This window comes from Pseudomonas cremoricolorata DSM 17059 = NBRC 16634 (assembly GCF_000425745.1).
Classification (GTDB): Bacteria; Pseudomonadota; Gammaproteobacteria; order Pseudomonadales; family Pseudomonadaceae; genus Aquipseudomonas; species Aquipseudomonas cremoricolorata.
The window spans coordinates 189840-214571 of record NZ_AUEA01000003.1; the positions used below are offsets into that span (position 1 = coordinate 189840).

Sequence of the window (24732 nt, forward strand, 5' to 3'; positions counted from 1 at the left end):
CTTGTTTGAAGTAAAAAAACCGGCGGCTGGGCGGCCGCCGGCTATGGCTGTATCGGTTGATCTCATATCCGCATCTATGAGTTGCCCATCACCAGCGTGGCGGGCCGTAGTAGTAACCCGGCGGCGGGCCGTAATAACGGTAGTGCGGCGGTGGCGGGGGCGGCATCGGTTCGTAGCGCTCGACCACATAGGGCTGGTAGTACACCGGCGGGGGCGGCGCCTGGACATACACCGGCGGCGGCGGGTAATAGGCGCGTTCGCGCTCGACGTACACCGGCCGGTCGTGCCCACCCGACACCGCCGCGCCGACCACTGCCCCAACCACCGCTGCGCCCAGTACCGGGCCAGCACCGCGCCAGCCGCCGTGGGCAGCCGCCGGCCCGCTCAGGGCCAGGGCGCCGATCAGCAGGGCAATCGCGGGTAGGTGACGCTTCATGTTCGATCCTCGCAAGGCACCCCACGGTCTGGGGCGTACCACTATGACCGCGAATTCGTGCACTTGCGCACGACCGCAGGGTAAAGGTTGTGTAAGGTCGGACCAGCGGCCCGATCACTGCCGCGCCCCCGTATCCAAGGACCCCGCACATGACGTTGACGCCCAGCACCGCTACCCAGCTCTGCATATCACTGGCCGGACGCCCCGGCAGCTTTGGCATTCGCTTTCACAATCACCTGTACGAGCAACTGGGCCTGGACTACTACTACAAGGCCATGACCACCCAGGACTTGCCGGCCGCCATCGCCGGCATCCGTGCTCTGGGTATCCGCGGCTGCGGCGTATCGATGCCCTTCAAGGAGGCGTGCATGGCCCTGGTCGATGCCATCGACCCCTCGGCCGCCGCCATCGATTCGATCAATACCGTGGTCAACGACGGCGGTCGCCTCACGGCCTACAACACCGACTATCTGGCCGTACGACAATTGCTGGAGCGTCATCAGGTCGACCCTGGCACCGCATTCGCCTTGCGCGGCAGCGGCGGCATGGCCAAGGCGGTGGCCTGCGCACTGCGCGACAGCGGCTTCAGCGAGGGCTTGATCGTTGCCCGCAATGAGCAGGCCGGGCAGCAACTGGCCGATGTCTGCGGCTATGAATGGGTCAAGGCGCTGGGCGATCGCTGCCCGCCGATGCTGATCAATGTCACCCCTGTGGGCATGTCCGGTGGCGCCGAGGCTGAGCAGTTGGCGTTTTCCGAGCAGGCCATCGCAGCTGCCGAATGGGTGTTCGACGTAGTGGCCATGCCTGAACGCACGCCATTGATCGAACACGCCCTGGGCTTGGACAAGTCGGTCATCACCGGGCTTGAGGTCATCGCCTTGCAAGCGCTCGAGCAGTTCGTGCTGTACACCGGCGTGCGGCCGACGCAGGCGCAGGTCGATGCAGCGGTGGCGTTCGCCCGTAAAGGCTGAGGCTGGAGAGGCCGGTGAGGTGCGGCCGGCGAGGTGTGGCCGGCGAGGTGCGGGAGGGCAGGGGGCAGGGACGCAGCGGGCGAGGAGCCTCGCTGCGCCCTGGCAGTCTCAGAGTTCGGTCGGCTGGATGATCTCGACCCAGTAGCCATCGGGGTCCTTGATGAAGGCCAGGTGCTTCATGCGACCGTCGGACAGACGCTTCTGGAACGGCACCTGCAACGACTCGAAACGTGCGCAGGCTGCGGTGACGTCCGGTACCGAAATGCAGATGTGACCGAAACCGCGAGGGTCGCTGTTACCGTCGTGGTAGGCGAACTCAGGGTCATTCTCGGTGCCGTGGTTGTGGGTCAGCTCCAGTACGCCGGGAATCGACTTCATCCACTGATGGCGCTCGGCATCATCGGCAGGGATCGCCTCACGGTCGGCGAGGGCGAGGAAATACAGGCTGAAGCCGGCGTCGGCGAAGTCACGCTTGTCGACCAGGGTGAAGCCCAGCACGCGAGTATAGAAGTCCAGCGACTTTTCGATGTCCTTGACCCGCAGCATGGTGTGGTTGAACACGAACTTGGCGGTGGCCGCATCGGGTTGCGCGGTAATGCCCGGCAGGGCATGCAGATCATTCAGGCTCATGGGTACTCCAGAAAAACGAAGCCGGCAGCGAGTGCCGGCGTAACAGACCAGACCGCATGATACGGAAGAAATTCGATCGCACAAATGAAAGCGCCCTGCACGAAAGGTGCAGGGCGCCGGTATTAGAGGCCCGCATGTGCGGGCGCGTGATGGGGTCGCTAGTCCGTTAGCTGGTTGAATGATGCCGGCGTCGCTGTGAAAAATGTGTGAACCATTCGTTGAGGTTTCATCAGCGAACCCAACTTTCCACCGTGTCGCTGCCGTACTGTTCTTTCCACGCTTTCAGACCGCGATGGTTACCGCCTTTGGTTTCGATCAACTCACCGTTGTGCGGGTTTTCATAGACCTTGACCACGCGCGGCTTGCGGTGCTGCTTGGCCGCCGGGGCAGCGGCCTTGGCCTGGCCCTTGGGATCGAGGATGGCAACGATGTCGCGCAGGCCCTTCTCGTAGGTTTTCATCAGCCCCAAAAGTTTTTGCTCGAATTCGATCTCACGTTTCAGACCGGAATCTTTTTTCATCGATTCCAACTGCGCAAGTTGATCTTGTAGGGCTTTTTCTGCGGCGCGAAATTCTGCAAGTCTGGACATTGGCGTCACTCCTGTAAGACTGCCGTGGCCGGGCGCGACGAACATGATGCAACGCTTGCCGCCTGCCACCGAGAGGGATGGAAACTGTTCGTTGAAGTGCAGTGTAGTTGTCGCATTGCAGGCGGTAAACCCCAACTTTCAAGTGGGCAACTGCAACTTGTCAGCGAAGGTAACAGGCTGTTTTGGTCGCTGCGCGTTTGGCTCTTCATACACCGTCTGGAGCACTATCAACTACCCGCGGCTGTGCCACACTGGCAGCGGTTGATAAAGGCAGGCTGAACGATGAAGCAACTATTGTTGATTGGCATTGGCCCAGGCGACCCTCGCCAGATCACCTTGCAGGCGGTCGAGGCCTTGCAGCGCGCCCAAGTATTCTTCGTGCTCGACAAAGGCGACGTTGGCCGTGAGCTGCTGCAAGCACGCCGCGTCATGCTCGAGCAGCATCGAGCAGACGGCAACTACCGCCTGGTGCAGGTCACAGACCCCAGGCGTGAGCCACTCGCGGTCGACTACCAGGGCGCGGTGCATGACTGGCATGAGCAGCGCGCAGCGCTCTATGCACAACTAGTGAGTGATGAACTGGGCGAGGGTGAAATCGGCGCCTTTTTGCTCTGGGGTGAACCGGGACTGTACGACAGTACCTTGCGCATTCTCGATCTGGTGCGCCAGCGCGGGGTGCAGTTGACCCTGGAAGTGATCCCCGGCATCAGCAGCGTCCAGGCCTTGGCGGCGCGCCACCAGATACCCTTGAATCGCGTCAGCGAAGCGCTGACCATCCTGCCAGGCCGGCGCTTGCTCGAGCAGGCGACGATCGACAACGTGGTGGTCATGCTCGATGGCGACTGCCACTTCGCCCACATACAACGCCACGATTTGTACATCTATTGGGGCGCGTATCTGGGCAGTGCGGATGAGCTGCTGATTGCCGGGCCTTTGCAGGAGGTCAAGGCGCGTATTGTGCAAGTGCGTGAGCGCGCCCGTCAGGAAAAGGGCTGGATCATGGACACTTACTTGCTGCGCAGGGAGTCCTGAGCGGGTGTTTCGGTAGCGTCGCCAAGGACTTCGATGACCTTGTCGCGTAACTGATAGATGCTGAAAGGTTTGCCGATCATATGCATGCCGTCCGGCACGTTCAGGCTGTCGGCATATCCGCTGGCGAACAGAATCGGCAGCGACGGGCGCAGCTCGCGAGCCCGTTGCGCGAGTGCCTGACCGGTCATGTCAGGGAGGCCTACATCGGTCAGCAGCAGATCCAGCGGTTGCTCGAGGCGTGCCAGCACCGCGAGTGCCTCGGTCGCGTTCCCAGCTTCCATAACCGTGTACTCGAGCTCTTCGAGCACTTCGACGGTCAGCATTCGAACGATGTCGTCGTCTTCGACAACCAGTAGGTGCATGAAGTGAGTCCTGTTGATGGCATGTCTCTACTCAGTGCACCGGGGCAGGTAGAAGTTCCGCAGCATACCGATATGCGCAAATAGATGGAACGTTTGTCGCATGTGTCCTTCCAATACTGGCTAAGTGACTGCCACGCCTGAAAAACCCAGGTAAACTCAGCGCTTTTGCCCAGGCCGGCAGGCTGGTGAGCATCACTCGATCGAGGCTCGCCGTTCGACCCTTCTTATTCGCTCAGGCGTCACGTGATGATTCAAGCAGCTTCGATGAACCAACGCAGTTTCCGTAAACTGCTCAGCCGCAACGTTGGCCTGCCACTGGGTGTGGGCCTGCTTGGCGCCGTGGCCTTCGTGGCGGTGATCAGCTACCTGCTGGCGGCCATGCGCTGGGTCGAGCACACCGATCATGTGATAGGCAACGCCAATGAAACGGTGAAACTGTCGATCGATATGGAAACCGGTATGCGCGGTTTCCTAATCACCGGCGATGAACGCTTCCTCGATCCCTATGAAGTGGCCAAGCCGCAGATTTTCGGCAGCCTCGACAGCCTGCGTGAGATGGTTGGCGACAACCCGCAGCAGGTCGACCGCATCGACCGGCTCAAGGCGTTGCAGCATGCCTGGAACGAGTTCGGCAGCGAAATGATCGCCCAACGCCGGGCCGGCAACGACTTCCGCCAGGCCATCGGCAATGGCCGCGGCAAGCGCATCACCGATGAGATTCGCAAGGAATTCGCGGTGTTCATCGACAACGAACAAAAGTTGCGCATGAGCCGTACCGACACCGTGAGCACGGTGACCACCATCGCCATCAGTGCCTTCGTGCTGTTCATCGTCGCCCTGACCGCGCTGCTGGCCTACCTCGGTCGGCGCGACTTGCTGGCGCTGTCTGCCAGCTATGACGAGAACCTCTGGGCCCAGCAACGCGCCGCCGAACGCCTGGAGCACCAGGCCTGGCTGCGCAATGGCCAGACCCAGCTGTCGGGCGAGGTCATCGGCCAGCTGACCCTGCCGCTGCTGGGCGACAGCATTCTGCGCTTCTTCGCCGCTTACCTGGGCAGCGTGGTCGGTGCGGTGTATGCACGCGACGAGCATGGCCAGCTGGTTCGCGTCGCCAGTTACGGACTGGACGCCGAGCAGCAGACCCGTGAGCAGCGCCTGAGCAGCCACGATGGCCTGCTGGCGCAAGCCGTGCAGCAGAGCAAGGTGATTCGCCTCGACGATCTTCCCGAAGGTTTCCATCGCCTCAGTTCCGGCCTGGGCAGTGGCCTGCCGCGCAGCGCCATGCTGGTGCCGGCCAGCCACGACGGTGAAGTCAACGGGGTCATCGAGCTGGGTTTCCTGCGGCCCTTGCAGCCGCGCGACGAAGAACTGCTCGAGCGCCTGGCCGGCAACCTCGGCACCTCCATCGAGAGCGCCCGCTACCGCCAGCGTTTGCAGGAAGTGCTGGCCGAAACTCAGCAGCTCAACGAAGAGTTGCAGGTTCAGCAGGAAGAACTGAAAACCGCCAACGAAGAGCTCGAAGAGCAGTCGCGGGTGCTCAAGGAATCCCAGGCTCACCTGGAAACCCAACAGGCCGAGCTGGAGCAGACCAACGAACAGCTGGCTGAGCGCACTGACGCCCTGGACCGCAAGAACAGCGAGCTGAACAAGGCGCAGCTCGAGTTGCAGGCGCGCGCTGAAGATTTGCAGCGTTCCAGCCAGTACAAGTCGGAATTTCTCGCCAACATGTCCCACGAGCTGCGTACGCCGCTCAACAGCTCGCTGATTCTGGCCAAGCTGCTGGGCGAAAACGCCAGCGGCAACCTCACGGCCGAACAGGTCAAGTTCGCCGATTCCATCTATGCCGCCGGCAACGACCTGCTCAACCTGATCAACGACATTCTCGATATCGCCAAGGTCGAGGCCGGCAAGCTGGAAATGCGCCCTGAAAACACTCCAATCGAACGCATGGTCGACGGCTTGCGTGGCATGTTCCTGCCGCTTGCCAGCGACAAGGGCCTGGACTTGCAGGTGCGCATCGAGGGTGAGGTGCCAGCGTCGATCTACACCGACCGCCAGCGCCTGGAGCAGATCCTCAAGAACCTGCTGTCCAACGCTATCAAGTTCACCGAACACGGCCAGGTCAGTCTGACCATCAGCCACCAGCCCGAGCGTGGCCTGGTGTTCGCCGTGCAGGACAGCGGCATCGGCATCCCGGCCGACCAGCAGCAGGCGATCTTCGGTGCCTTCCACCAGGTCGATGGCACCAGCAACCGGCGCTACGGTGGCACTGGCCTGGGCCTGTCGATTTCCCGCGACCTGGCGCAGCTGCTTGGCGGTGAAATCAGCGTCAGCAGCCAGGCCGGGCAGGGCAGCCTGTTCAGCCTGACCTTGCCCGAACACTACGACGGCGAAGAACCACAGCCAGTCGCGCCTGCCGCCCGGGCGATGCTCACCCAGCAGCCGCTGCCTGCGGCCCTGCCGAGCGCGGCCCAGGCGCCGCAGCGGCTGGCCCCGGCCTTCGCCGATGACCGTGAGCTGGCGCCGTTCAGCAACCGCTGCATTCTGGTGGTGGAAGACGAGCCGAACTTTGCCCGCATTCTCTATGACCTGGCTCGTGAGCTGGGTTACAGCTGCCTGCATGCCCAGGGCGCCGACGAAGGCTTCGAGCTGGCCGAGCGCTACCTGCCCGACGCCATCCTGCTCGACATGCGCCTGCCCGACCACTCCGGCCTGACCGTGCTGCAACGGCTCAAGGAACAGGCCACCACCCGGCACATTCCGGTGCATGTGATTTCCGTGGAAGACCGTGTCGAAGCCGCCTTGCACATGGGCGCTATCGGCTATGCGGTCAAGCCGACCACCCGTGATGAGCTCAAGGACGTGTTCGGCAAGCTCGAAGCCAAGCTGACGCAAAAGCTCAAGCGCATTCTGCTGGTCGAAGACGACGACCTGCAACGCGAGAGCATCGCCCGCCTGATCGGCGACGATGACATCGAAATCACCGCCGTTGCCATGGCGCACGACGCCCTCGCGCTGCTGCGCGAGCATGTCTACGACTGCATGATCATCGACCTCAAGCTGCCCGACATGCTCGGTAACGAGCTGCTCAAGCGCATGACCACCGAGGACATCCGCTCGTTCCCGCCGGTGATCGTCTACACCGGGCGCAACCTCACCCGCGAAGAAGAAGCCGAGCTGCTCAAGTACTCGCGCTCGATCATCATCAAGGGCGCACGCTCGCCCGAGCGCCTGCTCGATGAAGTGACGCTGTTCCTGCACAAGGTCGAATCGCAGCTCTCGCACGAGCGCCAGCGCATGCTCAAGACCGCGCGCAGCCGCGACAAGGTATTCGAAGGCCGGCGCATCCTGCTGGTCGACGATGATGTGCGCAACATCTTCGCCCTGACCAGCGCGCTGGAGCACAAGGGCGCTGTGGTGGTGATCGGGCGCAACGGCTTCGAGGCCATCGAGCGCCTCGAGCAGCACGAGGACATCGACCTGGTGCTGATGGATGTGATGATGCCCGAGATGGACGGCTATGAAGCGACCCGTCGGATTCGCCAGCAGCCGCGCTGGCGCAAGCTGCCGATCATCGCCGTGACCGCCAAGGCCATGAAGGATGATCAGCACCGCTGCCTGCAGGCCGGTGCCAACGACTACCTGGCCAAACCCATCGACCTCGACCGGCTGTTCTCGCTGATTCGCGTATGGCTGCCACAACTGGAGCGAATTTGACCACCAACCGTGATACCGACATTGAAATTCGGCTGCTGATCGAGGCCATCTACCTCAAGTACAGCTACGACTTTCGCGACTACTCCGGCGCCTCGATCAAGCGCCGGATCCTGCATGCCGTGGGCCAGTTCGAGTGCCGCACGGTTTCTGCGCTGCAAGAACGGGTGCTGCACGACCCGAGCATGTTCATGGAGCTGCTGCAGTACCTGACGATTCCGGTCAGCGAGATGTTCCGCGACCCCAGCCATTTCCTGGCCCTGCGCAACGAGGTGGTGCCATTGCTGCGCACCTGGCCGTCGCTGAAGATCTGGATCGCTGGCTGCAGCACCGGCGAGGAGGTGTACTCGATGGCCATCCTGCTGCGCGAGGAGGGCTTGCTCGAGCGCAGCATCCTGTATGCCACCGACATCAACCCGTATTCGCTGGAGCGCGCCAAGCAGGGCATCTATTCGCTGCAGAACATGCACCAGTACGCAGAGAACTATCGCCTGGCCGGCGGGCGTCGCGACTTTTCCGAGTACTACACCGCCGCGTACGGTAACGCGATCATGGACAGCAGCCTGCGTGACAACGTCACCTTCGCCGACCACAGCCTGGCCACCGACAGCGTGTTCTCGGAAACCCAGCTGGTGTCGTGCCGCAACGTGATGATCTATTTCAACAAAGACCTGCAGGACCGCGCCTTTGGGTTGTTCCACGAGTCGCTGTGCCACCGCGGGTTCCTGGTGCTGGGCAGCAAGGAGTCGATCGACTTTTCCGCCTACGCCAATCAGTTCGAGGCGCTGGTGCGCCCCGAGCGGATCTTTCGCAAGTCATGAGCAGCGCGCAGGCCATCGTCATCGGTGCCTCGGCCGGCGGTGTCGCGGCACTGTTCGAGGTGCTCGGCAGGCTGCCGCCGACCTTCGCCGTGCCCGTGCTGTGTGTGCTGCACCTGCCCCAGGATCGTCCCAGCCATCTGGCCGATGTGTTGCAGCGGCGCCTGCGCCGCACGGTACGCGAAGGCTGCGACAAGGAACGTATCGTGGCCGGGATGATCTACGTCGCAGGGCCTGGGTATCATCTTTCGGTCGAGCACGACCTGAGCCTTTCGTTGAGTCAGGAGGACCCTGTGCACTTTTCCCGCCCAGCCATCGATTTTCTCTTCGAATCGGCTGCCGACGCCTATGGTGGTCAGCTGGTGGGCGTGCTGCTCACCGGGGCCAATCAGGATGGCGCCGCGGGGCTTGCCCGAATCAAACAAAATGGCGGCCTGACCATCGTTCAGGACCCCCGTGAAGCACAGGTTGCGTTGATGCCCGAAGCCGCACTGGCCCTGCATCGCCCCGACCACATTCTTTCTCTGAGCGGTATCGGGCAGTTGCTCGCCACCCTGGAACCCAGCGCATGCTAAGCCACATTACCGCCAAACTGCTGATCGTCGACGATCTGCCGGAAAACCTGCTGGCCCTTCAAGCCCTGATCCAGGGCGAAGACCGCCAGGTGCACCAGGCGCAGTCGGCTGACGAGGCGTTGTCGCTGTTGCTCGAACACGATTTCGCCCTGGCCATTCTCGATGTGCAGATGCCGGGCATGAACGGTTTCGAGCTGGCCGAGCTGATGCGCGGCATGGAAAAGACCAAGCACATCCCCATCGTCTTCGTCAGCGCTGCCGGGCGCGAGCTCAACTACGCGTTCAAAGGCTATGAAAGCGGTGCCGTGGACTTTCTGCACAAGCCGTTGGACACCTTGGCGGTGAAAAGCAAGGTCAGCGTGTTCGTCGACCTGTTCCGCCAGCGCGAGGTGCTCGACCGCCAGCTCGAGGCGTTGGAGCGCAGCCGCCAGGAGCAGGCGCTGCTGCTGACCCAGTTGCAGAGCGCGCAAACCGATCTGGAGCACGCCGTGCGCATGCGTGACGACTTCATGTCGATCGTTTCCCACGAGGTGCGCACCCCGCTCAACGGCCTGATCCTGGAAACCCAGCTGCGCAAGATGCACCTGTCGCGGGGCAATGTCGCAGCGTTCAGCCCGGACAAGCTGCAGACCATGGTCGAGCGCGACGAACGGCAGATCAACAGCCTGATTCGTCTGGTCGAAGACATGCTCGACGTTTCGCGCATCCGCACTGGCAAGCTGTCCATTCAGCCCAAGCCGTTCGACATCGACGGCTTGCTGGGCAGTCTGGTGGAGCGTTTCAGTGCTCAGGCAGAGGCGCTGGAAACCCAGATCGAGCTAAGCGTCAAGCACACGCTGCGCGGCGACTGGGACGAATTCCGGATTGAACAAGTACTGGCCAACCTGTTGTCCAACGCTTTGCGTTACGGCAACCGCAAGACGGTATACGTTCGTCTGCACCGTGAGGGCGATATGGCCTGCGTGCAGGTTCAGGATCAAGGCATCGGTATCAGTGAGCTGAACCAGAAACGAATTTTCCAGCAGTTCGAACGCGTCGCTGCCCAGCATGCCCGCAGTGGGCTGGGTCTGGGGTTGTACATCTCCGAGCAGATCGTCCTGGCCCATGGCGGGCGTATCGAGGTCGACAGCGAGGAGGGCAAGGGCTCGACGTTCAGCGTCTATCTGCCGTTGCCTGCGCCGCAAGCACAAATCGACCCCGTCCAGGCAACCTCTGCCTGAACCCGAGGTCTTAGGGCCAACTTGTTGAATTCAAAGGCGTTGCCATGAGCGAAGATGCACAAGATGTGGTGTTGGTAGTCGAGGATGAGCCTGCCATTCGAATGATTCTGCGCGACTATCTGTCGGGCGAGGGCTACCACGTGCTGGTAGCCGAAGACGGCGAGCAGGCCTTCGCCATTCTGGCCAGCAAGCCGCACCTGGACCTGATGGTCACTGATTTCCGTTTGCCTGGAGGGATCTCCGGTGTCGATATTGCCGAGCCTGCGGTCAAGCTGCGCCCGGACCTCAAGGTGATCTTCATCAGCGGCTATCCGGCTGAGATCCTCGAATCCGGCAGTCCGATCGCGCGCAAGGCGCCGATTCTGGCCAAGCCGTTCGACCTCGCTACCCTGCAAAAGCAGATCCAGACCCTGCTGCAGTGACCATGGCCTATCGACGGGGCGGCGACGTGCTCGCCTCCCGTGAGGCATGGAATGCCGTGCGGTCAGGCGAGACAGTTTTTGAAATAGTTTCTTGCTGTCAGATTTATCGGGCTCAGTTGTAGGATTATTTTCCGAAATTTCTATCAAGGTATCTATGAGCGCCTTCCCGGAGCCTCCCAGTTTCAGGTCGCCACGACCGTCCCGCCTGTACACCCGCCCGCACCCTCACGAGAGTATCCTCTAATGGAATGGCTTGCCGACCCCACGGCCTGGCTAGGCCTGCTGACGCTCATCGTGCTGGAACTGGTGCTGGGTATCGACAACCTGGTGTTCATCGCCATCCTCGCCGACAAGTTGCCGCCCCATCAGCGTGACCGCGCGCGCATCATCGGCCTGAGCCTGGCGCTGATCATGCGCCTGGGCCTGTTGGCCAGTATTTCCTGGATGGTCACCCTCACCGAGCCACTGATCGACATCTTCGGCAAGAGCTTCTCGGGCCGCGACCTGATCATGCTGTTCGGTGGTGTGTTCCTGCTGTTCAAGGCGACCATGGAGCTGCACGAACGCCTGGAAGGGCACGAACCGCAGAACAACGGCGCGGTGCGGCATGCGGCGTTCTGGCCAATCGTGGCGCAGATCGTGGTGCTCGATGCGGTGTTCTCGCTTGACGCGGTGATTACCGCAGTCGGCATGGTCGAGCACCTGTCGGTGATGATGATCGCGGTGATCTTCTCGATCGGCATCATGATCGTTGCCAGCAAGCCGCTGACCCGCTTCGTCAACGCCCACCCGACCGTGATCATGCTGTGCTTGGGCTTTTTGATGATGATCGGCTTCAGCCTCACTGCCGAAGGCCTGGGTTTCCATATCCCGAAAGGTTATCTGTACGCGGCGATTGGCTTCTCGCTGCTGATCGAGCTGTTCAACCAGCTGGCCCGGGCGCGTCGCAAGCGGCATGTGCAGACCCAGCGCCCGCTGCGCGAGCGCACCGCACACGCCGTGCTGCGCCTGCTCGGTGGGCGCCGCGTCAGCAGCGATGAGGTGGGTGAAGAGATTGCCGACCTGGTCGAAGGCGGCGAAAGCCAGGTGCTCTTCGACCGCCGTGAGCGGGTGATGATCAGCGGTGTGCTGAACCTGGCCGAGCGGCCGATCCGCACGGTGATGACGGTCCGCGCCGAGGTCGACGCCATCGACCTGTCGCTGGACGCTGCGAGCATTGCCCAGGCATTGGCCAACTCGCCGTACTCGCGCTTGCCGCTGATCCGCAACGGGCACATCGAAGAGCCGCTTGGCTATGTGCACAAGAAAGAGCTGTTCAAGGCCCTGCTAAGCGGTGGCGAGCCAGACCTGGAAGGCACTGCCCGCAGCGCGCTGAACCTGTTGGAAAGCTTCAGCATCCTCAATGCGCTCGAGCAGATGCGCAGCCAGTCGACGCACATCGCCTTCGTGATCAACGAGTTCGGTGACTTCACCGGCTTGCTGACCATGACCGACATCCTCGAGTCGATCGCTGGTGAACTACCCGATGCCAGCGAAATCACAGGCCCCGGCATCGTCGAAGACGCCCAGGGCTATGTGGTCAGCGGCGCGCTGAACCTGAGCCAGGTGCAGGCCCGGACCGGTTTCGCTGCGCGCGCCACCGACGACTACCAGACCCTCGCCGGGTTGGTCATGAGCCTGCTCGACCGCTTGCCGCAGGTGGGTGATCGCCTGGCCTGGAATGGCTGGACCCTGACCGTGGTCGCCGTCGAAGAACGGCGAGTGCGTCAGGTGCGTCTCACGCAGGACCACGGCGCTGACGCAGCACGTGCCTGATGCCCTCGAGCACCAGCACCAGCACCGCCGCCCAGATCGGCAGGTAGGTCAGCCACTGGTCGGGACCGATGGTCTCGCCCAGTAGCAGAGCGACGCCGATCAGCAGCACCGGTTCGACATAGCTGAGCAGGCCGAATAAGGTGAAGGGCAGCATGCGGCTGGCCAGTACGTAAGAGATCAGCGCTCCGGCGCTGATCGCCCCCAGTATCGGAATCAGCAGGTACAGGCGGCTGTGCTCAGCCATGTCCGCCGTTGACAGCGGGCCCTGGATGACGAAGTACACCGCCCAGGGCAGCAGCAGGAACATGTCCCACCACAGCCCGCCGAGATGGTCGGTCTGGCAGCGTCGGCGCAGCACGAAGTACACCGGATAGCCGAGCACCACCACCAGGGTTTCCCAGGCGAAGCTGCCATGCTGGTACAGCTCGTGACCGACCCCAAGCGCCGCACAGGCCACCGCCACGCCTTGCAGGCGCGACATCCGTTCGCCGTAGACCAGTCGCCCGGTCAGCACCATGGCCAGCGGCAGCATGAAGTAGCCCATCGACACCTCCAGGCTGCGCCCATGCAGCGGCGCCCACAGAAACAACCACAGCTGAATGCCCATCAGCCACGACGTGCCGAGCATGCCGAACAGCAATGGCGGGGTCTGCCGCACCCGCGCCAGCAGCGCGCCGACCCGTGGCCAGTCGCGCGAGGCGAGCATGAACAGGGTCAGGCAGGGCAGGGTCAGCAGGGTGCGCCAACCGAAGATTTCCTCGCCGTCCAGCGGCGACAGCAAGGAGGTGTAGAAATACATCACGGCGAACAGGCAGGACGCCACGACGGATACAACGATGCCTTTTGACACGAACGCCTCGGCAGACAGGGGGGCCAATGATCAACCGCGGATCATCTCAGGGGCTGCCGGTGGCGGCAAGCTCACAGGACCCGGTCCTGCGGCCAAAGACCTGAGGAAGTCGGCTACAGGCATGGGCCGGGCGAACAGGTAGCCTTGCTGGAAGTCGACTGCGTACTTGGCCAGGTAGTCGCGCTGGGCGACGGTCTCGACGCCTTCGGCGACGATCCCCAGGTTGAGCTTGCCGCACAGCTCGATGATGCTGTCCAGAATGTGCAGCGACAGGGCATCGGCACCGATCAGGGCGACGAAGCTCTGGTCGATCTTCAGGTAGTCGATGCGGAACTGGCGAAGGTAATTGAGGCTCGACTGGCCGGTGCCGAAGTCATCCAGGGCGATCTTCACGCCGATTTCGTGGAGTTTGTCGAACAGCTCCAGGGTCATCGGTGTGGGTTCGATGAGCTTGCGCTCGGTCAGTTCCAGGGTCAGCGACACGCGCCCCGGTGGAAACTGTTCGAGAAAGCGCTGGCAGTCTTGCAGCAGGCTGAGGTCGCGGCAGTGGTCGGCGGTGATGTTGAAACCAATATGGAAGCCATCGTCCAGCAGGCCGGCGAACGGCGCCAGGCTGCGCGCGGTGTCGTCCATCAGGGCGCGGGTCATGGCGACGATCTGCCCGGTGTGCTCGGCGTAGGGAATGAACAGGTCGGGGCGCACCAGGCCATCGCGTGGATGCTGCCAGCGCATCAGCACTTCCGCGCCCGCCCAGCGGTAGTCGCCCTTGCGCACCACTGGCTGGAGGAACGCCACGAACTCGTTGGCGAGCAGCGCGCGGTCGAGCTCGGCGCGTGGCGATGAGGCGCGGCGGATCTGCCAGTAGCAGACCGTGCCGGCCAATAGGCCGAGGATGGCCAGCAACAACAGCAGGGCTGGGTAGCGATCGAACAGGTAAGCCATGGCTGGATCGTCAGTGAATCCGGTATGCACGGTGACCGGATAGCGCGTGGAAGCCAGGCTCGCCGGCGCGCGGGCCACTGCGGGCAACGGACCGCTGCGCACCTGGCCGTTGGCGTCCAGCCACTGTTCGCCAACCTGCAACTGCACCGCAAGCCCGGCCGGGCTCAGGCGCAAGGCACTGAGCAGGTGCTCGCCATCCACGGTCGCCAGCACCCCACGCCCGGCACTGTCGAGGCGGTAGATCAGCAGCGGCCGGTCAGGGGTCAGCGAGTTGCCCGGCAACAGCCATAGCTTGCCTTCGGTGTAGTCGTCGGCATCGACCCGTTCGTCGTATTCGCCCAGCAACGAGGTGCAGTACAGGCGATTGTTCTGGAACAGTAAGGTCGCGCGCACGAACGGCACCCGCGCCGCTTGCGCGCGCAGTGCAAGGCTGGCCTCGGCGCAGGGTTTGCCGGCCAGCGGCAGCAGGCCCTGGGCGGCGCCGGCGAGGTTGTCGAGAATCCGCTCGGTGTGGCCGAGCACCTGGCTGGCAGCGGATTGGCTTTGCACATGCAGCTCGCGTTCGGTCTGCCAGCGCAGAGCGATCAGGCCGAACACCAAGGGCAGGATGCCGACAGCCCAGGGAAGGAGTGCGCGCCAGCGCCAGCGGGCAGGACGGCGGACCGAAAGGGGCATGCTGATCTAACCTTTAGGGGGGAAACACTGCGCAGGATAGTCGTTTGTCATTTTCGGGCAACATCGATCAGCGACAAACTTGATTACGCTCTATAGAATCGCGTTACGAATAAAACAATAAGCCGTCCCGCACCGGGATGGCTGCCCGCCGAGAATGGGTAGTCATGGCACCTCATGGGTTCAAACTGATCATTGGTGGCTTCCTCGCCCGCAGCGTGCGCGGTGTTCCCTGCTCGCCGCCTTGTCCTTGCGCAACGCGACCGTAAGACCTGCGTTCATTTCCGCTGACAGGGACACTTCCAATGACTGATCTCTATGAAAACCCCATGGGCCTGATGGGCTTCGAATTCATCGAACTGGCTTCGCCGATGCCTGGCGTGCTGGAACCGGTATTCCAGGCGCTGGGCTTCACCCACGTCGCCACCCACCGCTCGAAGAACGTGCACCTGTACCGTCAGGGCGACATCAACCTGATCCTTAACAACGAACCCAAGAGCGTGGCCTCGTACTTTGCCGCCGAGCACGGCCCGTCGGTGTGTGGCATGGCCTTCCGCGTACGCAATGCCCATCAGGCCTATGCCCGGGCCCTGGAACTGGGTGCGCAGCCGGTCGAGATTGAAACCGGGCCGATGGAGTTGCGCCTGCCGGCGATCAAGGGCATCGGTGGCGCGCCGCTGTACCTGATCGACCGTTTCGAAGAGGGCAGCTCGATCTACGATATCGACTTCACCTTCCTCGATGGCGTCGACCGTCACCCCAAAGGCGCGGGCCTGAAGATCATCGATCATCTGACCCACAACGTTTACCGCGGGCGCATGGCGTATTGGGCAGGCTTCTATGAAAAGCTGTTCAACTTCCGCGAGATCCGCTACTTCGACATCAAGGGTGAGTACACCGGCCTGACCTCCAAGGCCATGACCGCGCCCGACGGCATGATCCGCATTCCGCTCAATGAGGAATCGTCCAAGGGTGCCGGGCAGATCGAAGAGTTCCTCATGCAGTTCAACGGCGAGGGCATCCAGCACGTAGCGTTCCTCACCGACGATCTGCTACAGACCTGGGACGCCCTCAAGGCGCTGGGCATGGTCTTCATGACCCCGCCGCCGCAGACCTACTATGAAATGCTCGAAGAGCGACTGCCCAAGCATGGCGAGCCGGTCGAGGCCCTGCAAAGCCGCGGTATTCTGCTCGATGGCGCGGTGCAGGATGGCAGTCGCCGGCTGCTGCTGCAGATCTTCTCCGGCACCTTGTTGGGCCCGGTGTTCTTCGAATTCATTCAGCGCAAGGGCGATGATGGCTTCGGCGAGGGCAACTTCAAGGCGTTGTTCGAATCGATCGAACGTGATCAGGTTCGGCGCGGAGTGCTGAACGCCGAGTAACGCGCTACCCGCCGTCTTTCATGGCGCCGCGCGCATGCGTTGTCGCTGACTGCTGAGCATGCCCAGGTACACGCCTGCGCTGGTCAGCACCCCGACCAGGATGAACGACGGCAGGCTGCCCACGCCGTGCTGCCAGAGGAGTCTGCTGAAGGTGCCGGCCGAATAGCCGGCACGTACCTTGAAACCGTACACGGAGGACGTCTTGCTGACCCGGTTCAACACCACCCCGGTGTTCTGATGCCGGTAGTTTTCTTCGCTGATCCACAGCGAATGGTCGGCGAACTTCACCTGAATGATCTCGCCCTCGGCAAACTGCGATAGACGATCCCTCAACGGTTCGCCGTAGACCGTGGCCTGCAGCAGGTAGTCGTCATACTGCCGGGCGAACGACAGCAGCGCATTGGGCGCCTCGATTGCCCGCTCCGACAGTAATGCCATCCCAGGCCCCGCCAGCCCCTGCAGTGTTTGCAGGTGCTCGGGCTCCTGTTCGCTGGAGCCGCACGAGCTGCCGTCGGCGTCATACACCCGCAAAGAGCGCAGCAATGGATTGGCGTTGACCTGGCTGCGCAGTCTTTCTGCCAGGCCAGTACAGCTGTAGGAAGGCGCATAGGCGATATGCGCGCTGGTATCGCGCAGCGAATCGAATACCCGGTCCAGTGCATAGACTGTGCGTGCCGCGGTATTTCTCGCCTGCGCGTGCAGCTCACTGTCGACCTGATGAACCATCACCAGCATGCCGCACAGCACCGGAATGAGGCCGGTCGCCAAAGTGGTCAGTAGCGTTCGCAGACTTCGTTGGGCGAGACGGCGTGTGTTCATGGGCACTTCATCCTCTGTCGGCGGGCGTACCCCGCGCAGCGGCTGCGCGAGGGGAATCGGCGCAGGTTAGGGTAAAACGACCTCTACGACGGGTGGCTCATTTCAGCCCGTTGCCCGGCTAGTGAAGACACGTGCTGTGAGACTTGTCGCAGGCGGCCATGGCTGCACGCTGGCGGTGTGCTAGCCTTGAGCCGCCTTCAACCCCTACGGAGCCACCATGGATCACTCACTCAGCAACACTGACTCATTCATGCAGGCGGCCATCGACGAGGCGCGCAAGGGATTCGAAGAGGGCGGGATTCCGATCGGTTCGGTGCTGGTTCACCAGGGCGCGATCATTGGCCGGGGCCATAACCGCCGCGTGCAGCAGGGCAGCGCCGTGCTGCATGGAGAAATGGACGCCCTGGAGAACGCCGGCCGGCAGAGCGCGGCGGTCTATCGTGAAAGTATCCTGTACACCACCTTGTCACCGTGCCCGATGTGCAGCGGGGCGATCCTGCTGTATGGCATCCGTCAGGTGGTGGTGGGCGAGAACCGCACCTTCATGGGCGAAGAAGCGCTGCTGCGTAGTCGCGGGGTCAGCGTCGAGGTGCTGGACGACAGCCAGTGCCAGCACTTGATGGGCGATTTCATCGAGCGCCATCCTGAACTGTGGAACGAGGACATCGGCCGCTGAAGGCGGTATTACTCGCCCTGTAATATAGCCAGTACCCGGTCGCGCACCTGCTGCATCGCGAAGGGTTTGCACAGCAGCTCCATGCCCGCTTCGAGAAAGGCTTCGCGGGCCATGGCCGTTTCCGCGTAGCCGGTGACGAACAACACCCGCAGCCCGGGTTGATGGGTGCGAGCGATTTGCGCCAGTTGTCGACCGCTCATGCCCGGCAGGCCCACATCGGTGACCAGCAGGTCGACCGGGCGACCGCTGCGCAGCAGTCCCAAAGCCTCGCTGGCATCCCCCGCACAACTGCACTCAAGCCCCTCTTCGGCCAACGTCTGCTGAAGCATATGCCGAACCTGCTGGTCATCCTCGACGATCAGCACATGGGCCGTGACCTGACCGGCAGGGGTGGTCTCGAGGGTCTGCACGGCAGGCCTGGCCGATGCCATCTCGGCATCGCTGTAGCGGGGCAAGTACAGCGTCGCCTGTGTACCACGGCCGATCTGGCTGCTCAGGGCGATATGACCGCCCGATTGCTTGCTGAAGCCGTACACCATCGACAAGCCCAGGCCGATGCCCTGGCCGGTGGGCTTGGTGCTGAAAAACGGCTCGAAGGCATGTTCGAGAATGCCGGGCGCCATGCCCTGACCGCTGTCGGTGACGCTCAGGCTCAGGTAGTCGCCGGCGGGCAGGGCGTCGGCGAACTGCGCGTGAGCGAAATGGCAGTTGCGTGCCTCCACCTTCAGCACGCCGCCACTGGGCATCGCTTCACAGGCATTGCACAGCAGGTTGTCGAACGCCTCGCCCAACTGAGCGGGATCGGCCTGCGCCTGCCAGAGGTCGCTGGCAAGGCTCAATTGCACGGTGATGCCAGGCCCTGTCTGACTCGCCAACTGCGCTGAGCGCAGCCAGCCGGCGACATCGATGGGCTGGCTTTCCAGCGACTGGCGTGAGGAAAACGCCAGCAGCCGATGGGTCAGCCGGGCGGCCCGGTTGACCGCTTCGCGGCCCATGTTGAGCACCGCCGAGAGCCCTTCGATCTGCCCCCGATCCACACGCCGACCGGCGATTTCGAGGCTGCCGCCAATACTGGTCAGCAGGTTGTTGAAGTCGTGGGCAATACCGCCGGCCAGTTGGCCAATGGCTTCCATCTTGCGCGTCTGATGCAGTGCATCCTGCTGCTGCTCGTTGAGCTGTGCCTGACGCTGCAAGGCCAGGTCGAATTCGCCCAGCTGGTCGCGGCAGCGATATTGCAGCTGCCGCGCACGCAGCGCGGTCTTCACCACGCCGAGCAACTGCACGTCCTGGCAGGGATGCGGAAGCACGAACAGATTGCCCAGGCTGGCCCAGTCGGAGGTCGACTGCGGAGCGCACAGCAGCAGCACCGGCAGGTCAGACCACGGCGGTTGCCGGTCGAGAAAGCTTTGCAGTCCGTCCAGATCATTGGCCAGGCTGTGCTCATCGACGATAGCCATGGCGGCGCCGTCGCCTAGCCACTGGCCGAGGTTGTGCAGGTCGTCGGTTGCCGCGCAGCCGAAGCCGGCTCGGCTAAGCAGTTGCGAGGTATGGTCGGCACGTTGTGTGGGGGCCAGGATCAACGCGCGCTCATCCAGTGAAATCATCCTCGCCACGAGGCGCTCCTGTGGGAAATGGGCATCAGTACTGCTCTTGACTGTGCCCATTGCAGCGCGGTTCAAACTGTACGTGTTGCATGTCCGGGTAACCGCCGAGCGGTGTCACAAGCCCTGCTGCAACGCCGGATCATCCGGGTTTTGCCGCTCGAGTTCGGCCAGCAGTACCTGGACGTTCTGCAACTGACCGGTCTCTTTCCAGTAGTCGATCAGCAACAGGCGGGCGCGGCGGTCGTTGGGATGCTGGTCGAGCAAGGTCTGCAACTGGGTTTGCGCGGCATCGACCTGCTCGAGCTGATGCAGCGCAGTGGCCAAGGTGTAGCGGTAGTCGGGGTTGTCCGGCTGCAGCTCGACGGCGCGGGAAAAGGCCAGCAGGGCATATTCGGTTTGCGTATGGCGCAGCAGCCACAGGCCCAGCTCGTGTTGCAGGAAGGCCGAGGCGGGTTGCTCTGCCAGGGCCTTGGCCAGCACCTCGCGCGAAGCATCGTGCTGACCTTGACGCTCCAGCAGATGCACCTGCGTGGTCAGCGCTTCGCTGCTGTGCGGTTGCAACGCCAGGCTGCGTTGCAGGGCCTTGCTGGCCTGGGGGTAGTCGTTTTCGTGCAGGTACAGGCGAGCCAGGTGCAACTGCGCGGCAGCATCGTCCGGTTGGGCTTCGAGGGTCTGCTGGTACTGCTCGAGCGCCTCGCGCAACGGGCTGAAATACAAACCGATGGCATCTGGCGACAGCCCCAGCAAGGCGTCGACCACCGCATGCCGCACGTCGATGTCGGGGTCTTCGAGCAGCGGCCCGAGGGCCATGCTGCGCTGCGCGGCTGGCAGCAGGCGCTGGATGCCGACGATGGCCGCGCGGCGCACCTGCGGCTCATCGGCGAGCAGGTCGCGCTTGGCCAGCTTGAGGGCCACGGAGGACGGGTAGTTGGGTAACTCTTCGTAGAGCGCGGCGCGCCGCTCGGGCGACAGATCGCTGCGCTGCAACTGCTGATAGAGCAGGCGTGCGGCCCCCGGCTGCCCCTGATGGGCCAGGCGCATGGCTTTGCTGTAGCTGTGCGGCGGCAAGCTGACAGGCGTCGGTGCCGGGGTGCGCCACAGGTAGCTGAAGGTCGCGGCAACGGCCAGCACCAGGGCGAGGGCGATCAGGTAGTGGGTGCGTCTGCGCATCGTCCGCTCCATGGCAAGTGGAGCGGCAGAGCTTGGGACACGCGCCTGGCAAATGCAACGGGCGCAGGGCCAAGGTGGGTTGCCGGCGCCTGACCCTGCGCGCAGTGTTCAGGCGCGCTGGACCTTGGGCGTTTGCGCGTAGGCGGCGACCTGCGCACGGATCAGCGGCAGCAGGTCGCGACCGTACTGCACCGCATCCTGCAACTGATCGAAGCCGCGGAACAAAAAGGTACTGACGCCGAGCTTGTAATACTCCAGGGCCGATTCTGCGACCTGCTCAGCAGTACCGACCAGGGCCGTGGAATTGCCCGCCGCGCCAGTCAGCGCGGCGATCTCGGTCCACAGTCGCTGGTCGTGCACCTGGCGCTGGCTGGCCAGTTGCACCAGGCGCTGCGAGCCGACGTTGCTGTTGCCGAAGCGTTTGTCGCGGCTCGCCGCGGCGCGCTGCACGTGCAACTGGCGGGCATCGGCGAGAATCTGCTCGGCACGCGCCCAGGCCTGTTCTTCCGTCGCGCCAAGGATCGGGCGCAGCGACAGACTGAAGCGAATCTGCCCTTCGCGGCCATGCCGGGCGGCAGCCTTGCGCACCTTGGCGATGCGCTCGGCGACCTGCTGCAACGGCTCGCCCCACATCATGTAGACATCGGCATGCCGCGCTGCCACCTCCACTGCCGCATCCGAGGCGCCGGAGAAGTACACCGGCAGTTTGCCCTTGGGTTTGACCAGGGTCAGGTTGTCCTCGACCTGGTAGTGGGCGCCGTGGTGGTCGAATGGCTCGCGGGCGTACCAGGTGCGTTGCAGTACGTCCAGGTATTCGTCGGTGCGGGCGTAGCGGGCATCCTTGTCGAGAAAGTCGCCGTCGCGCTGCAAATCGCCGCTGTCACCGCCGGTAATCACGTTGATCGCCGCTCGGCCCGCGCTGAGCTGGTCGAGGGTGGCGAACTGCCGGGCGGCGAAGGTCGGCGCCTGAAAGCCCGGACGGTGGGCCACCAGCAGACCCAGGCGCTCGGTGACTGCCGCCACGTAGCTGGCCAGAATCAGCGAATCCGCTGCGCTGGTGTTGACCGCCAGCAGCGCCTTGTCGAAGCCTGCGTATTCCTGGGCCTGGGCGAACGCCCTGATGAACGCCAGGTCGACCTGCGGCCCCCGCGGCGCCTGCGATTCGCTGCTTTCCTGTGGGCCGATCAGGCCAATGAACTCAACGCTCATGCAAGCACTCCTGTGCAGGGTGGGTGGGCAGTTGTCGGATGGTCATGGCGGTGCTCCTGCGGGGTAGGGTGGGTGGTCAGGGAAAGCGGCCTCCGCCAGGAGTGGGGTCGGTCTGGATTAGACCTTAAAGGCTTGCATGGGAAGAAGGGAAAGGCTTTTTAGCTCTAAGCTAATATGCGCTTTGAGAATTAATATCGGCTTTAGATATCGGTTCTGCGCATTTAGCGGCAAGCCTTTAGCGGCAAGCGACAAGCGAGTGTGGTCTGCTTGCAGCTCGCAGCTCGCAGCTCGCAGCTTGCGGCTGCCCGCTAGGGCAGCCCTCGGCCAGGAATGGCGTCGAGCAGGGCTTGGGTGTACGGGCTGCCGGGGCGTTCGAATACGGCGCTCAGCGGGCCTTGTTCCACCACGTGGCCCTGGCGCAGCACCAGCACCTCGTCGGCCATGCTCGCCACCACCGCCAGGTCGTGGGACACCAGCACGTAGGCCAGGCCCAGCTCGCGTTGCAGTTCGTCGAGCAATTGCAGCACCTGGGCCTGCACCGACACATCCAGCGCGCTGACCGGCTCGTCGAGCAGCAGCAGGTCGGGCTTGAGTGCCAGCGCGCGAGCGATGGCGACCCGTTGCCGTTGTCCACCGGACAATTCACGCGGCAAGCGCTCCAGACACTCCACTGGCAAATGCACGCGATGAATCAGCTCGCAGGCGGCCTTTTCCAGCTCGGCCAGCTTGTGCATGCCAAACGCCTGCAACGGCTCGACGATGCTGTCGAACACGGTCAGCCGCGGGTCGAGGGCAGCGAAGGGGTTCTGCTGCACCAGCTGGATGCGTCGGCGCAGCGGGCGAAACTCGCGCCAGCTGAGGTCTGTGACGTCCTGGCCGGCGAAATGCACGCGGCCCTGGCTGGGGCGCTCCAGACCCAGGGCCAAGCGCAGCGTGGTGCTCTTGCCCGAGCCCGATTCGCCGACGATGGCCAGGGTCTGCCCCGGATACACCTGCGCGCTCAGCCCGTCGAGGGCGACGAAACGCGTGCCGGCGGCGCTGCCGCGGGGCAGTTCGAAGTGCTTGCCGATGGCCTCCAGGCGCAACAGCGGCTCGGCGCCGGGGGCGGCACGAAAGGCCGCTCGGCTGCGTGTGACGAAGGCGGGCGCAGCGGCCAGCAGGCTGCGGGTGTAGGCCTGCTGCGGCTGCTCGACGATCTGCTGCGGCGGGCCCTGTTCGACCAGCTCGCCGTGTTTCATCACCAGCAGGCGGTCGGCGCGCTCGACCGCGACGCCCAGGTCGTGGGTGATGATCAGCAGCGAGATACCGCGCTCGGCCACCAGCTGTTGCAGGTGATCGAGGATGGTCCGCTGCACGGTCACATCCAGCGCGCTGGTCGGCTCATCGGCGATTATCAGTTGCGGCTGGCCGGCCAGCGCGATGGCGATCAGCACCCGTTGGCGCATGCCGCCTGACAACTCGTGGGGATACTGCCGGGCGCGCAGCGGTGGATCGTCCAGGCCCACCTGTGCCAGCAGCGCCAGCACCTCGGCCTGGGCCTGCGGGTGGCGGCTGCCGCGCGGCAGGTGCAGGGCTTCGGCGATCTGCTCGCCGATGCGCAGGGTCGGGTTGAGGCTGACCATCGGGTCCTGCGGCACGAGGCCGACCGTGCGCCCGCGCAGATGGCGTTTCTGTGTTTCGCTGGCGTGGCGCACATCGACGCCGCTCAGCCACAGTTCGCCGGAGTCGATGCGCGCATTGCCGGGCAACAGGCCGAGCAGGGCGTTGGCCAAGGTCGATTTGCCCGAGCCGGATTCGCCGACGATGGCCACGGTTTCGCCGACGCCGAGGCTGAACGACAGCCCCCGCACGGCGGCATGGCGCTGGCCTGCCACGGCATAGCTGACCTGCAACTGGCGCACCTCGATCAGGGCAGGCGTGCTCATCGCGGCGCCTCCTCGGCGCTGCGCGCCAGGTGGTTGAGGCTGAACACCACCGCCACCACGAACAGCCCCGGCAACAGCGATACCCAGGGCGCTGTGATCAGAAAGTGCCGGCCATTGGCGATCAGCGTGCCCCACTCGGCGGCCGGGGGCGCGGCCCCGAAGCCCAGGAAGCTGAGCCCGGCCGTGGCCAGAATGGCGGCGCCGAAGTCCAGCGTCGCCAGCACCGCCACCGGGCCCCAGGCATTGGGCAGCACATGGCGCAGCAAGGTGCGCGGCCAGCTGACCCCGGCCAGCCGCGCCGCCTCGACGTAGGGCAAGGTCTTGACCCGCAGCACCTCGGCGCGGGTGGTGCGGGCAAAGCCCGGCAGAATGCCGACGCCCACGGCAATCGCCACCGGCACAGTGCCAAAACCGATGGCAGTGACGATGGCCAGCGCCAGCAGCAGTCCGGGCAGGGCCAGCAGCACGTCGACCACGCGCATGATCAGCGCGTCCACCCGCCCGCCGGCAAAGCCTGCCAGCACGCCCAGGCCAAGGCCGCCAAGCAGTGCCAGGCCGACCGCCAGCAGCGCCGCCTGAATCGACAGGCGCGCGCCGTACAGTACCCGGGTGAAGAGGTCGCGGCCCAGTTCATCGGTACCGAACCAGTGCACTGCATCGGGTGCGCGCAGTTTGTCGGCAGGTGCGGTGGCATAAGGGTCGAAGGCTGTCAGCCAGTGCGGCACCAGCGCCGCCAGCAGGGCGAACGCGACCACGGCCAGGGCCAGGCTGAAGCCTGGGCGACGCAGCAACGGCAGCACCGTCAGTTGCAGCCGGCGCAGGCGGCTGTGGCGGCGCCAGGTCGCCGCCGCGGGGGCAAGCGGCGTAGAAACCGGGTAAGCGGGCGATGGAGTAGTCAT

22 protein-coding genes are annotated in these 24732 nt (G+C 63.8%); 10 read left to right on the forward strand and 12 right to left on the reverse strand.

From position 1 onward, the window contains the following. Positions 1–88 precede the first annotated feature (88 nt). Positions 89–436 carry a hypothetical protein gene (locus tag H618_RS0105410; RefSeq protein ID WP_028694105.1) on the reverse strand — a complete coding sequence of 116 codons (348 nt, stop codon included), beginning with the start codon at positions 434–436 and terminating at the stop codon, positions 89–91. A gap of 149 nt (positions 437–585) precedes the next feature. On the opposite strand from H618_RS0105410, the gene H618_RS0105415 reads away from it, so the two are divergent. Beyond that, the gene (locus H618_RS0105415; protein WP_028694106.1) at positions 586–1407 is read left to right on the forward strand and encodes a shikimate 5-dehydrogenase; all 822 of its coding nucleotides are present in this window, start codon (positions 586–588) and stop codon (positions 1405–1407) included. Between the two features lie 108 nt (positions 1408–1515). Here the strand turns inward: H618_RS0105415 and gloA are convergent, their stop codons facing one another. Both gloA and H618_RS0105425 read right to left on the reverse strand, forming a co-directional pair. Next, positions 1516–2037: a lactoylglutathione lyase gene (gene gloA / locus H618_RS0105420; protein ID WP_028694107.1), complete on the reverse strand. Its 522-nt coding sequence runs from the start codon at positions 2035–2037 to the stop codon at positions 1516–1518. A gap of 229 nt (positions 2038–2266) precedes the next feature. Beyond that, positions 2267–2626, reverse strand: coding sequence for a histone-like nucleoid-structuring protein, MvaT/MvaU family (locus H618_RS0105425; RefSeq protein ID WP_028694108.1), 360 nt, complete (start codon positions 2624–2626; stop codon positions 2267–2269). A gap of 282 nt (positions 2627–2908) precedes the next feature. Here H618_RS0105425 and cobF point away from each other — a divergent pair, with 282 nt between their 5' ends. Then, positions 2909–3658 carry a precorrin-6A synthase (deacetylating) gene (gene cobF / locus H618_RS0105430; RefSeq protein WP_028694109.1) on the forward strand — a complete coding sequence of 250 codons (750 nt, stop codon included), beginning with the start codon at positions 2909–2911 and terminating at the stop codon, positions 3656–3658. Here cobF and H618_RS21280 read toward each other — a convergent pair. After that, positions 3634–4020, reverse strand: a complete 387-nt coding sequence (locus tag H618_RS21280; RefSeq protein WP_050577215.1) for a response regulator — start codon at positions 4018–4020, stop codon at positions 3634–3636. The two genes, cobF and H618_RS21280, sit on opposite strands and share 25 nt — an antisense overlap. 246 nt (positions 4021–4266) lie before the next feature. Here H618_RS21280 and H618_RS0105440 point away from each other — a divergent pair, with 246 nt between their 5' ends. From H618_RS0105440 to H618_RS0105465, 6 genes are all read left to right on the forward strand, one after another. Further along, complete coding sequence (locus H618_RS0105440; protein WP_028694110.1) at positions 4267–7737, forward strand: response regulator; 3471 nt, start codon at positions 4267–4269, stop codon at positions 7735–7737. Continuing rightward, on the forward strand, positions 7734–8555 hold the full coding sequence (locus tag H618_RS0105445) for a CheR family methyltransferase (protein WP_028694111.1): 822 nt from the start codon (positions 7734–7736) through the stop codon (positions 8553–8555). The genes H618_RS0105440 and H618_RS0105445 overlap by 4 nt, the downstream gene beginning before the upstream one ends. Beyond that, entirely contained in the window at positions 8552–9127 is a 576-nt protein-coding gene (locus tag H618_RS0105450; RefSeq protein WP_028694112.1) for a chemotaxis protein CheB, read from the forward strand. The genes H618_RS0105445 and H618_RS0105450 overlap by 4 nt, the downstream gene beginning before the upstream one ends. Beyond that, positions 9121–10347 (forward strand): hybrid sensor histidine kinase/response regulator, encoded by a 1227-nt coding sequence (locus H618_RS0105455; RefSeq protein ID WP_028694113.1) that lies wholly within the window; start codon positions 9121–9123, stop codon positions 10345–10347. The genes H618_RS0105450 and H618_RS0105455 overlap by 7 nt, the downstream gene beginning before the upstream one ends. 44 nt (positions 10348–10391) lie before the next feature. After that, complete coding sequence (locus H618_RS0105460) at positions 10392–10769, forward strand: response regulator (RefSeq protein ID WP_028694114.1); 378 nt, start codon at positions 10392–10394, stop codon at positions 10767–10769. Between the two features lie 243 nt (positions 10770–11012). Continuing rightward, a complete protein-coding gene (locus H618_RS0105465) occupies positions 11013–12584 on the forward strand; it encodes a TerC family protein (RefSeq protein ID WP_028694115.1) in 1572 nt (523 codons plus the stop codon). Here H618_RS0105465 and rarD read toward each other — a convergent pair. Together rarD and H618_RS0105475 are read right to left on the reverse strand one after the other, a co-directional pair. After that, complete coding sequence (rarD, locus tag H618_RS0105470; protein WP_028694116.1) at positions 12547–13434, reverse strand: EamA family transporter RarD; 888 nt, start codon at positions 13432–13434, stop codon at positions 12547–12549. The two genes, H618_RS0105465 and rarD, sit on opposite strands and share 38 nt — an antisense overlap. Before the next feature lie 30 nt (positions 13435–13464). Then, positions 13465–15051, reverse strand: coding sequence for an EAL domain-containing protein (locus H618_RS0105475; RefSeq protein ID WP_028694117.1), 1587 nt, complete (start codon positions 15049–15051; stop codon positions 13465–13467). A gap of 302 nt (positions 15052–15353) precedes the next feature. Between H618_RS0105475 and hppD the strand changes: the two genes are divergently transcribed. Beyond that, the gene (hppD, locus tag H618_RS0105480) at positions 15354–16430 is read left to right on the forward strand and encodes a 4-hydroxyphenylpyruvate dioxygenase (RefSeq protein ID WP_028694118.1); all 1077 of its coding nucleotides are present in this window, start codon (positions 15354–15356) and stop codon (positions 16428–16430) included. 18 nt (positions 16431–16448) lie between these two features. On the opposite strand, the gene H618_RS0105485 is transcribed toward hppD, so the two are convergent. After that, positions 16449–17249, reverse strand: coding sequence for a CSS-motif domain-containing protein (locus tag H618_RS0105485; protein ID WP_081673715.1), 801 nt, complete (start codon positions 17247–17249; stop codon positions 16449–16451). A 217-nt stretch (positions 17250–17466) separates the two neighbouring features. Between H618_RS0105485 and H618_RS0105490 the strand changes: the two genes are divergently transcribed. Beyond that, the gene (locus H618_RS0105490; protein WP_028694120.1) at positions 17467–17925 is read left to right on the forward strand and encodes a nucleoside deaminase; all 459 of its coding nucleotides are present in this window, start codon (positions 17467–17469) and stop codon (positions 17923–17925) included. A gap of 8 nt (positions 17926–17933) precedes the next feature. Here the strand turns inward: H618_RS0105490 and H618_RS0105495 are convergent, their stop codons facing one another. The 5 genes from H618_RS0105495 to H618_RS0105515 all read right to left on the reverse strand — a co-directional run bounded on the left by H618_RS0105495 (position 17934) and on the right by H618_RS0105515 (position 24732). After that, positions 17934–19538 carry a response regulator gene (locus H618_RS0105495; RefSeq protein WP_028694121.1) on the reverse strand — a complete coding sequence of 535 codons (1605 nt, stop codon included), beginning with the start codon at positions 19536–19538 and terminating at the stop codon, positions 17934–17936. A 105-nt stretch (positions 19539–19643) separates the two neighbouring features. Beyond that, on the reverse strand, positions 19644–20699 hold the full coding sequence (locus H618_RS0105500; protein ID WP_028694122.1) for a tetratricopeptide repeat protein: 1056 nt from the start codon (positions 20697–20699) through the stop codon (positions 19644–19646). Between the two features lie 108 nt (positions 20700–20807). Then, positions 20808–21908 carry an LLM class flavin-dependent oxidoreductase gene (locus tag H618_RS0105505; RefSeq protein ID WP_028694123.1) on the reverse strand — a complete coding sequence of 367 codons (1101 nt, stop codon included), beginning with the start codon at positions 21906–21908 and terminating at the stop codon, positions 20808–20810. A 308-nt stretch (positions 21909–22216) separates the two neighbouring features. Then, positions 22217–23833, reverse strand: coding sequence for a dipeptide ABC transporter ATP-binding protein (locus tag H618_RS0105510; protein WP_028694124.1), 1617 nt, complete (start codon positions 23831–23833; stop codon positions 22217–22219). Further along, on the reverse strand, positions 23830–24732 hold the full coding sequence (locus H618_RS0105515; protein ID WP_028694125.1) for an ABC transporter permease: 903 nt from the start codon (positions 24730–24732) through the stop codon (positions 23830–23832). Before H618_RS0105515 ends, H618_RS0105510 begins: the two co-directional genes overlap by 4 nt.

Coding starts and splice junctions, on each gene's coding strand:
- H618_RS0105475 (WP_028694117.1), bottom strand. CDS start 15,051: ATGCCCCTTTCGGTCCGCCGTCCTGCCCGCTGGCGCTGGCGCGCACTC.
- H618_RS0105415 (WP_028694106.1), top strand. CDS start 586: ATGACGTTGACGCCCAGCACCGCTACCCAGCTCTGCATATCACTGGCC.
- H618_RS21280 (WP_050577215.1), bottom strand. CDS start 4,020: ATGCACCTACTGGTTGTCGAAGACGACGACATCGTTCGAATGCTGACC.
- hppD (WP_028694118.1), top strand. CDS start 15,354: ATGACTGATCTCTATGAAAACCCCATGGGCCTGATGGGCTTCGAATTC.
- H618_RS0105485 (WP_081673715.1), bottom strand. CDS start 17,249: ATGAACACACGCCGTCTCGCCCAACGAAGTCTGCGAACGCTACTGACC.
- H618_RS0105500 (WP_028694122.1), bottom strand. CDS start 20,699: ATGCGCAGACGCACCCACTACCTGATCGCCCTCGCCCTGGTGCTGGCC.
- cobF (WP_028694109.1), top strand. CDS start 2,909: ATGAAGCAACTATTGTTGATTGGCATTGGCCCAGGCGACCCTCGCCAG.
- H618_RS0105505 (WP_028694123.1), bottom strand. CDS start 21,908: ATGAGCGTTGAGTTCATTGGCCTGATCGGCCCACAGGAAAGCAGCGAA.
- H618_RS0105515 (WP_028694125.1), bottom strand. CDS start 24,732: ATGACTACTCCATCGCCCGCTTACCCGGTTTCTACGCCGCTTGCCCCC.
- H618_RS0105510 (WP_028694124.1), bottom strand. CDS start 23,833: ATGAGCACGCCTGCCCTGATCGAGGTGCGCCAGTTGCAGGTCAGCTAT.
- H618_RS0105450 (WP_028694112.1), top strand. CDS start 8,552: ATGAGCAGCGCGCAGGCCATCGTCATCGGTGCCTCGGCCGGCGGTGTC.
- H618_RS0105490 (WP_028694120.1), top strand. CDS start 17,467: ATGGATCACTCACTCAGCAACACTGACTCATTCATGCAGGCGGCCATC.
- H618_RS0105465 (WP_028694115.1), top strand. CDS start 11,013: ATGGAATGGCTTGCCGACCCCACGGCCTGGCTAGGCCTGCTGACGCTC.
- H618_RS0105410 (WP_028694105.1), bottom strand. CDS start 436: ATGAAGCGTCACCTACCCGCGATTGCCCTGCTGATCGGCGCCCTGGCC.
- gloA (WP_028694107.1), bottom strand. CDS start 2,037: ATGAGCCTGAATGATCTGCATGCCCTGCCGGGCATTACCGCGCAACCC.
- H618_RS0105425 (WP_028694108.1), bottom strand. CDS start 2,626: ATGTCCAGACTTGCAGAATTTCGCGCCGCAGAAAAAGCCCTACAAGAT.
- H618_RS0105455 (WP_028694113.1), top strand. CDS start 9,121: ATGCTAAGCCACATTACCGCCAAACTGCTGATCGTCGACGATCTGCCG.
- H618_RS0105440 (WP_028694110.1), top strand. CDS start 4,267: ATGATTCAAGCAGCTTCGATGAACCAACGCAGTTTCCGTAAACTGCTC.
- H618_RS0105460 (WP_028694114.1), top strand. CDS start 10,392: ATGAGCGAAGATGCACAAGATGTGGTGTTGGTAGTCGAGGATGAGCCT.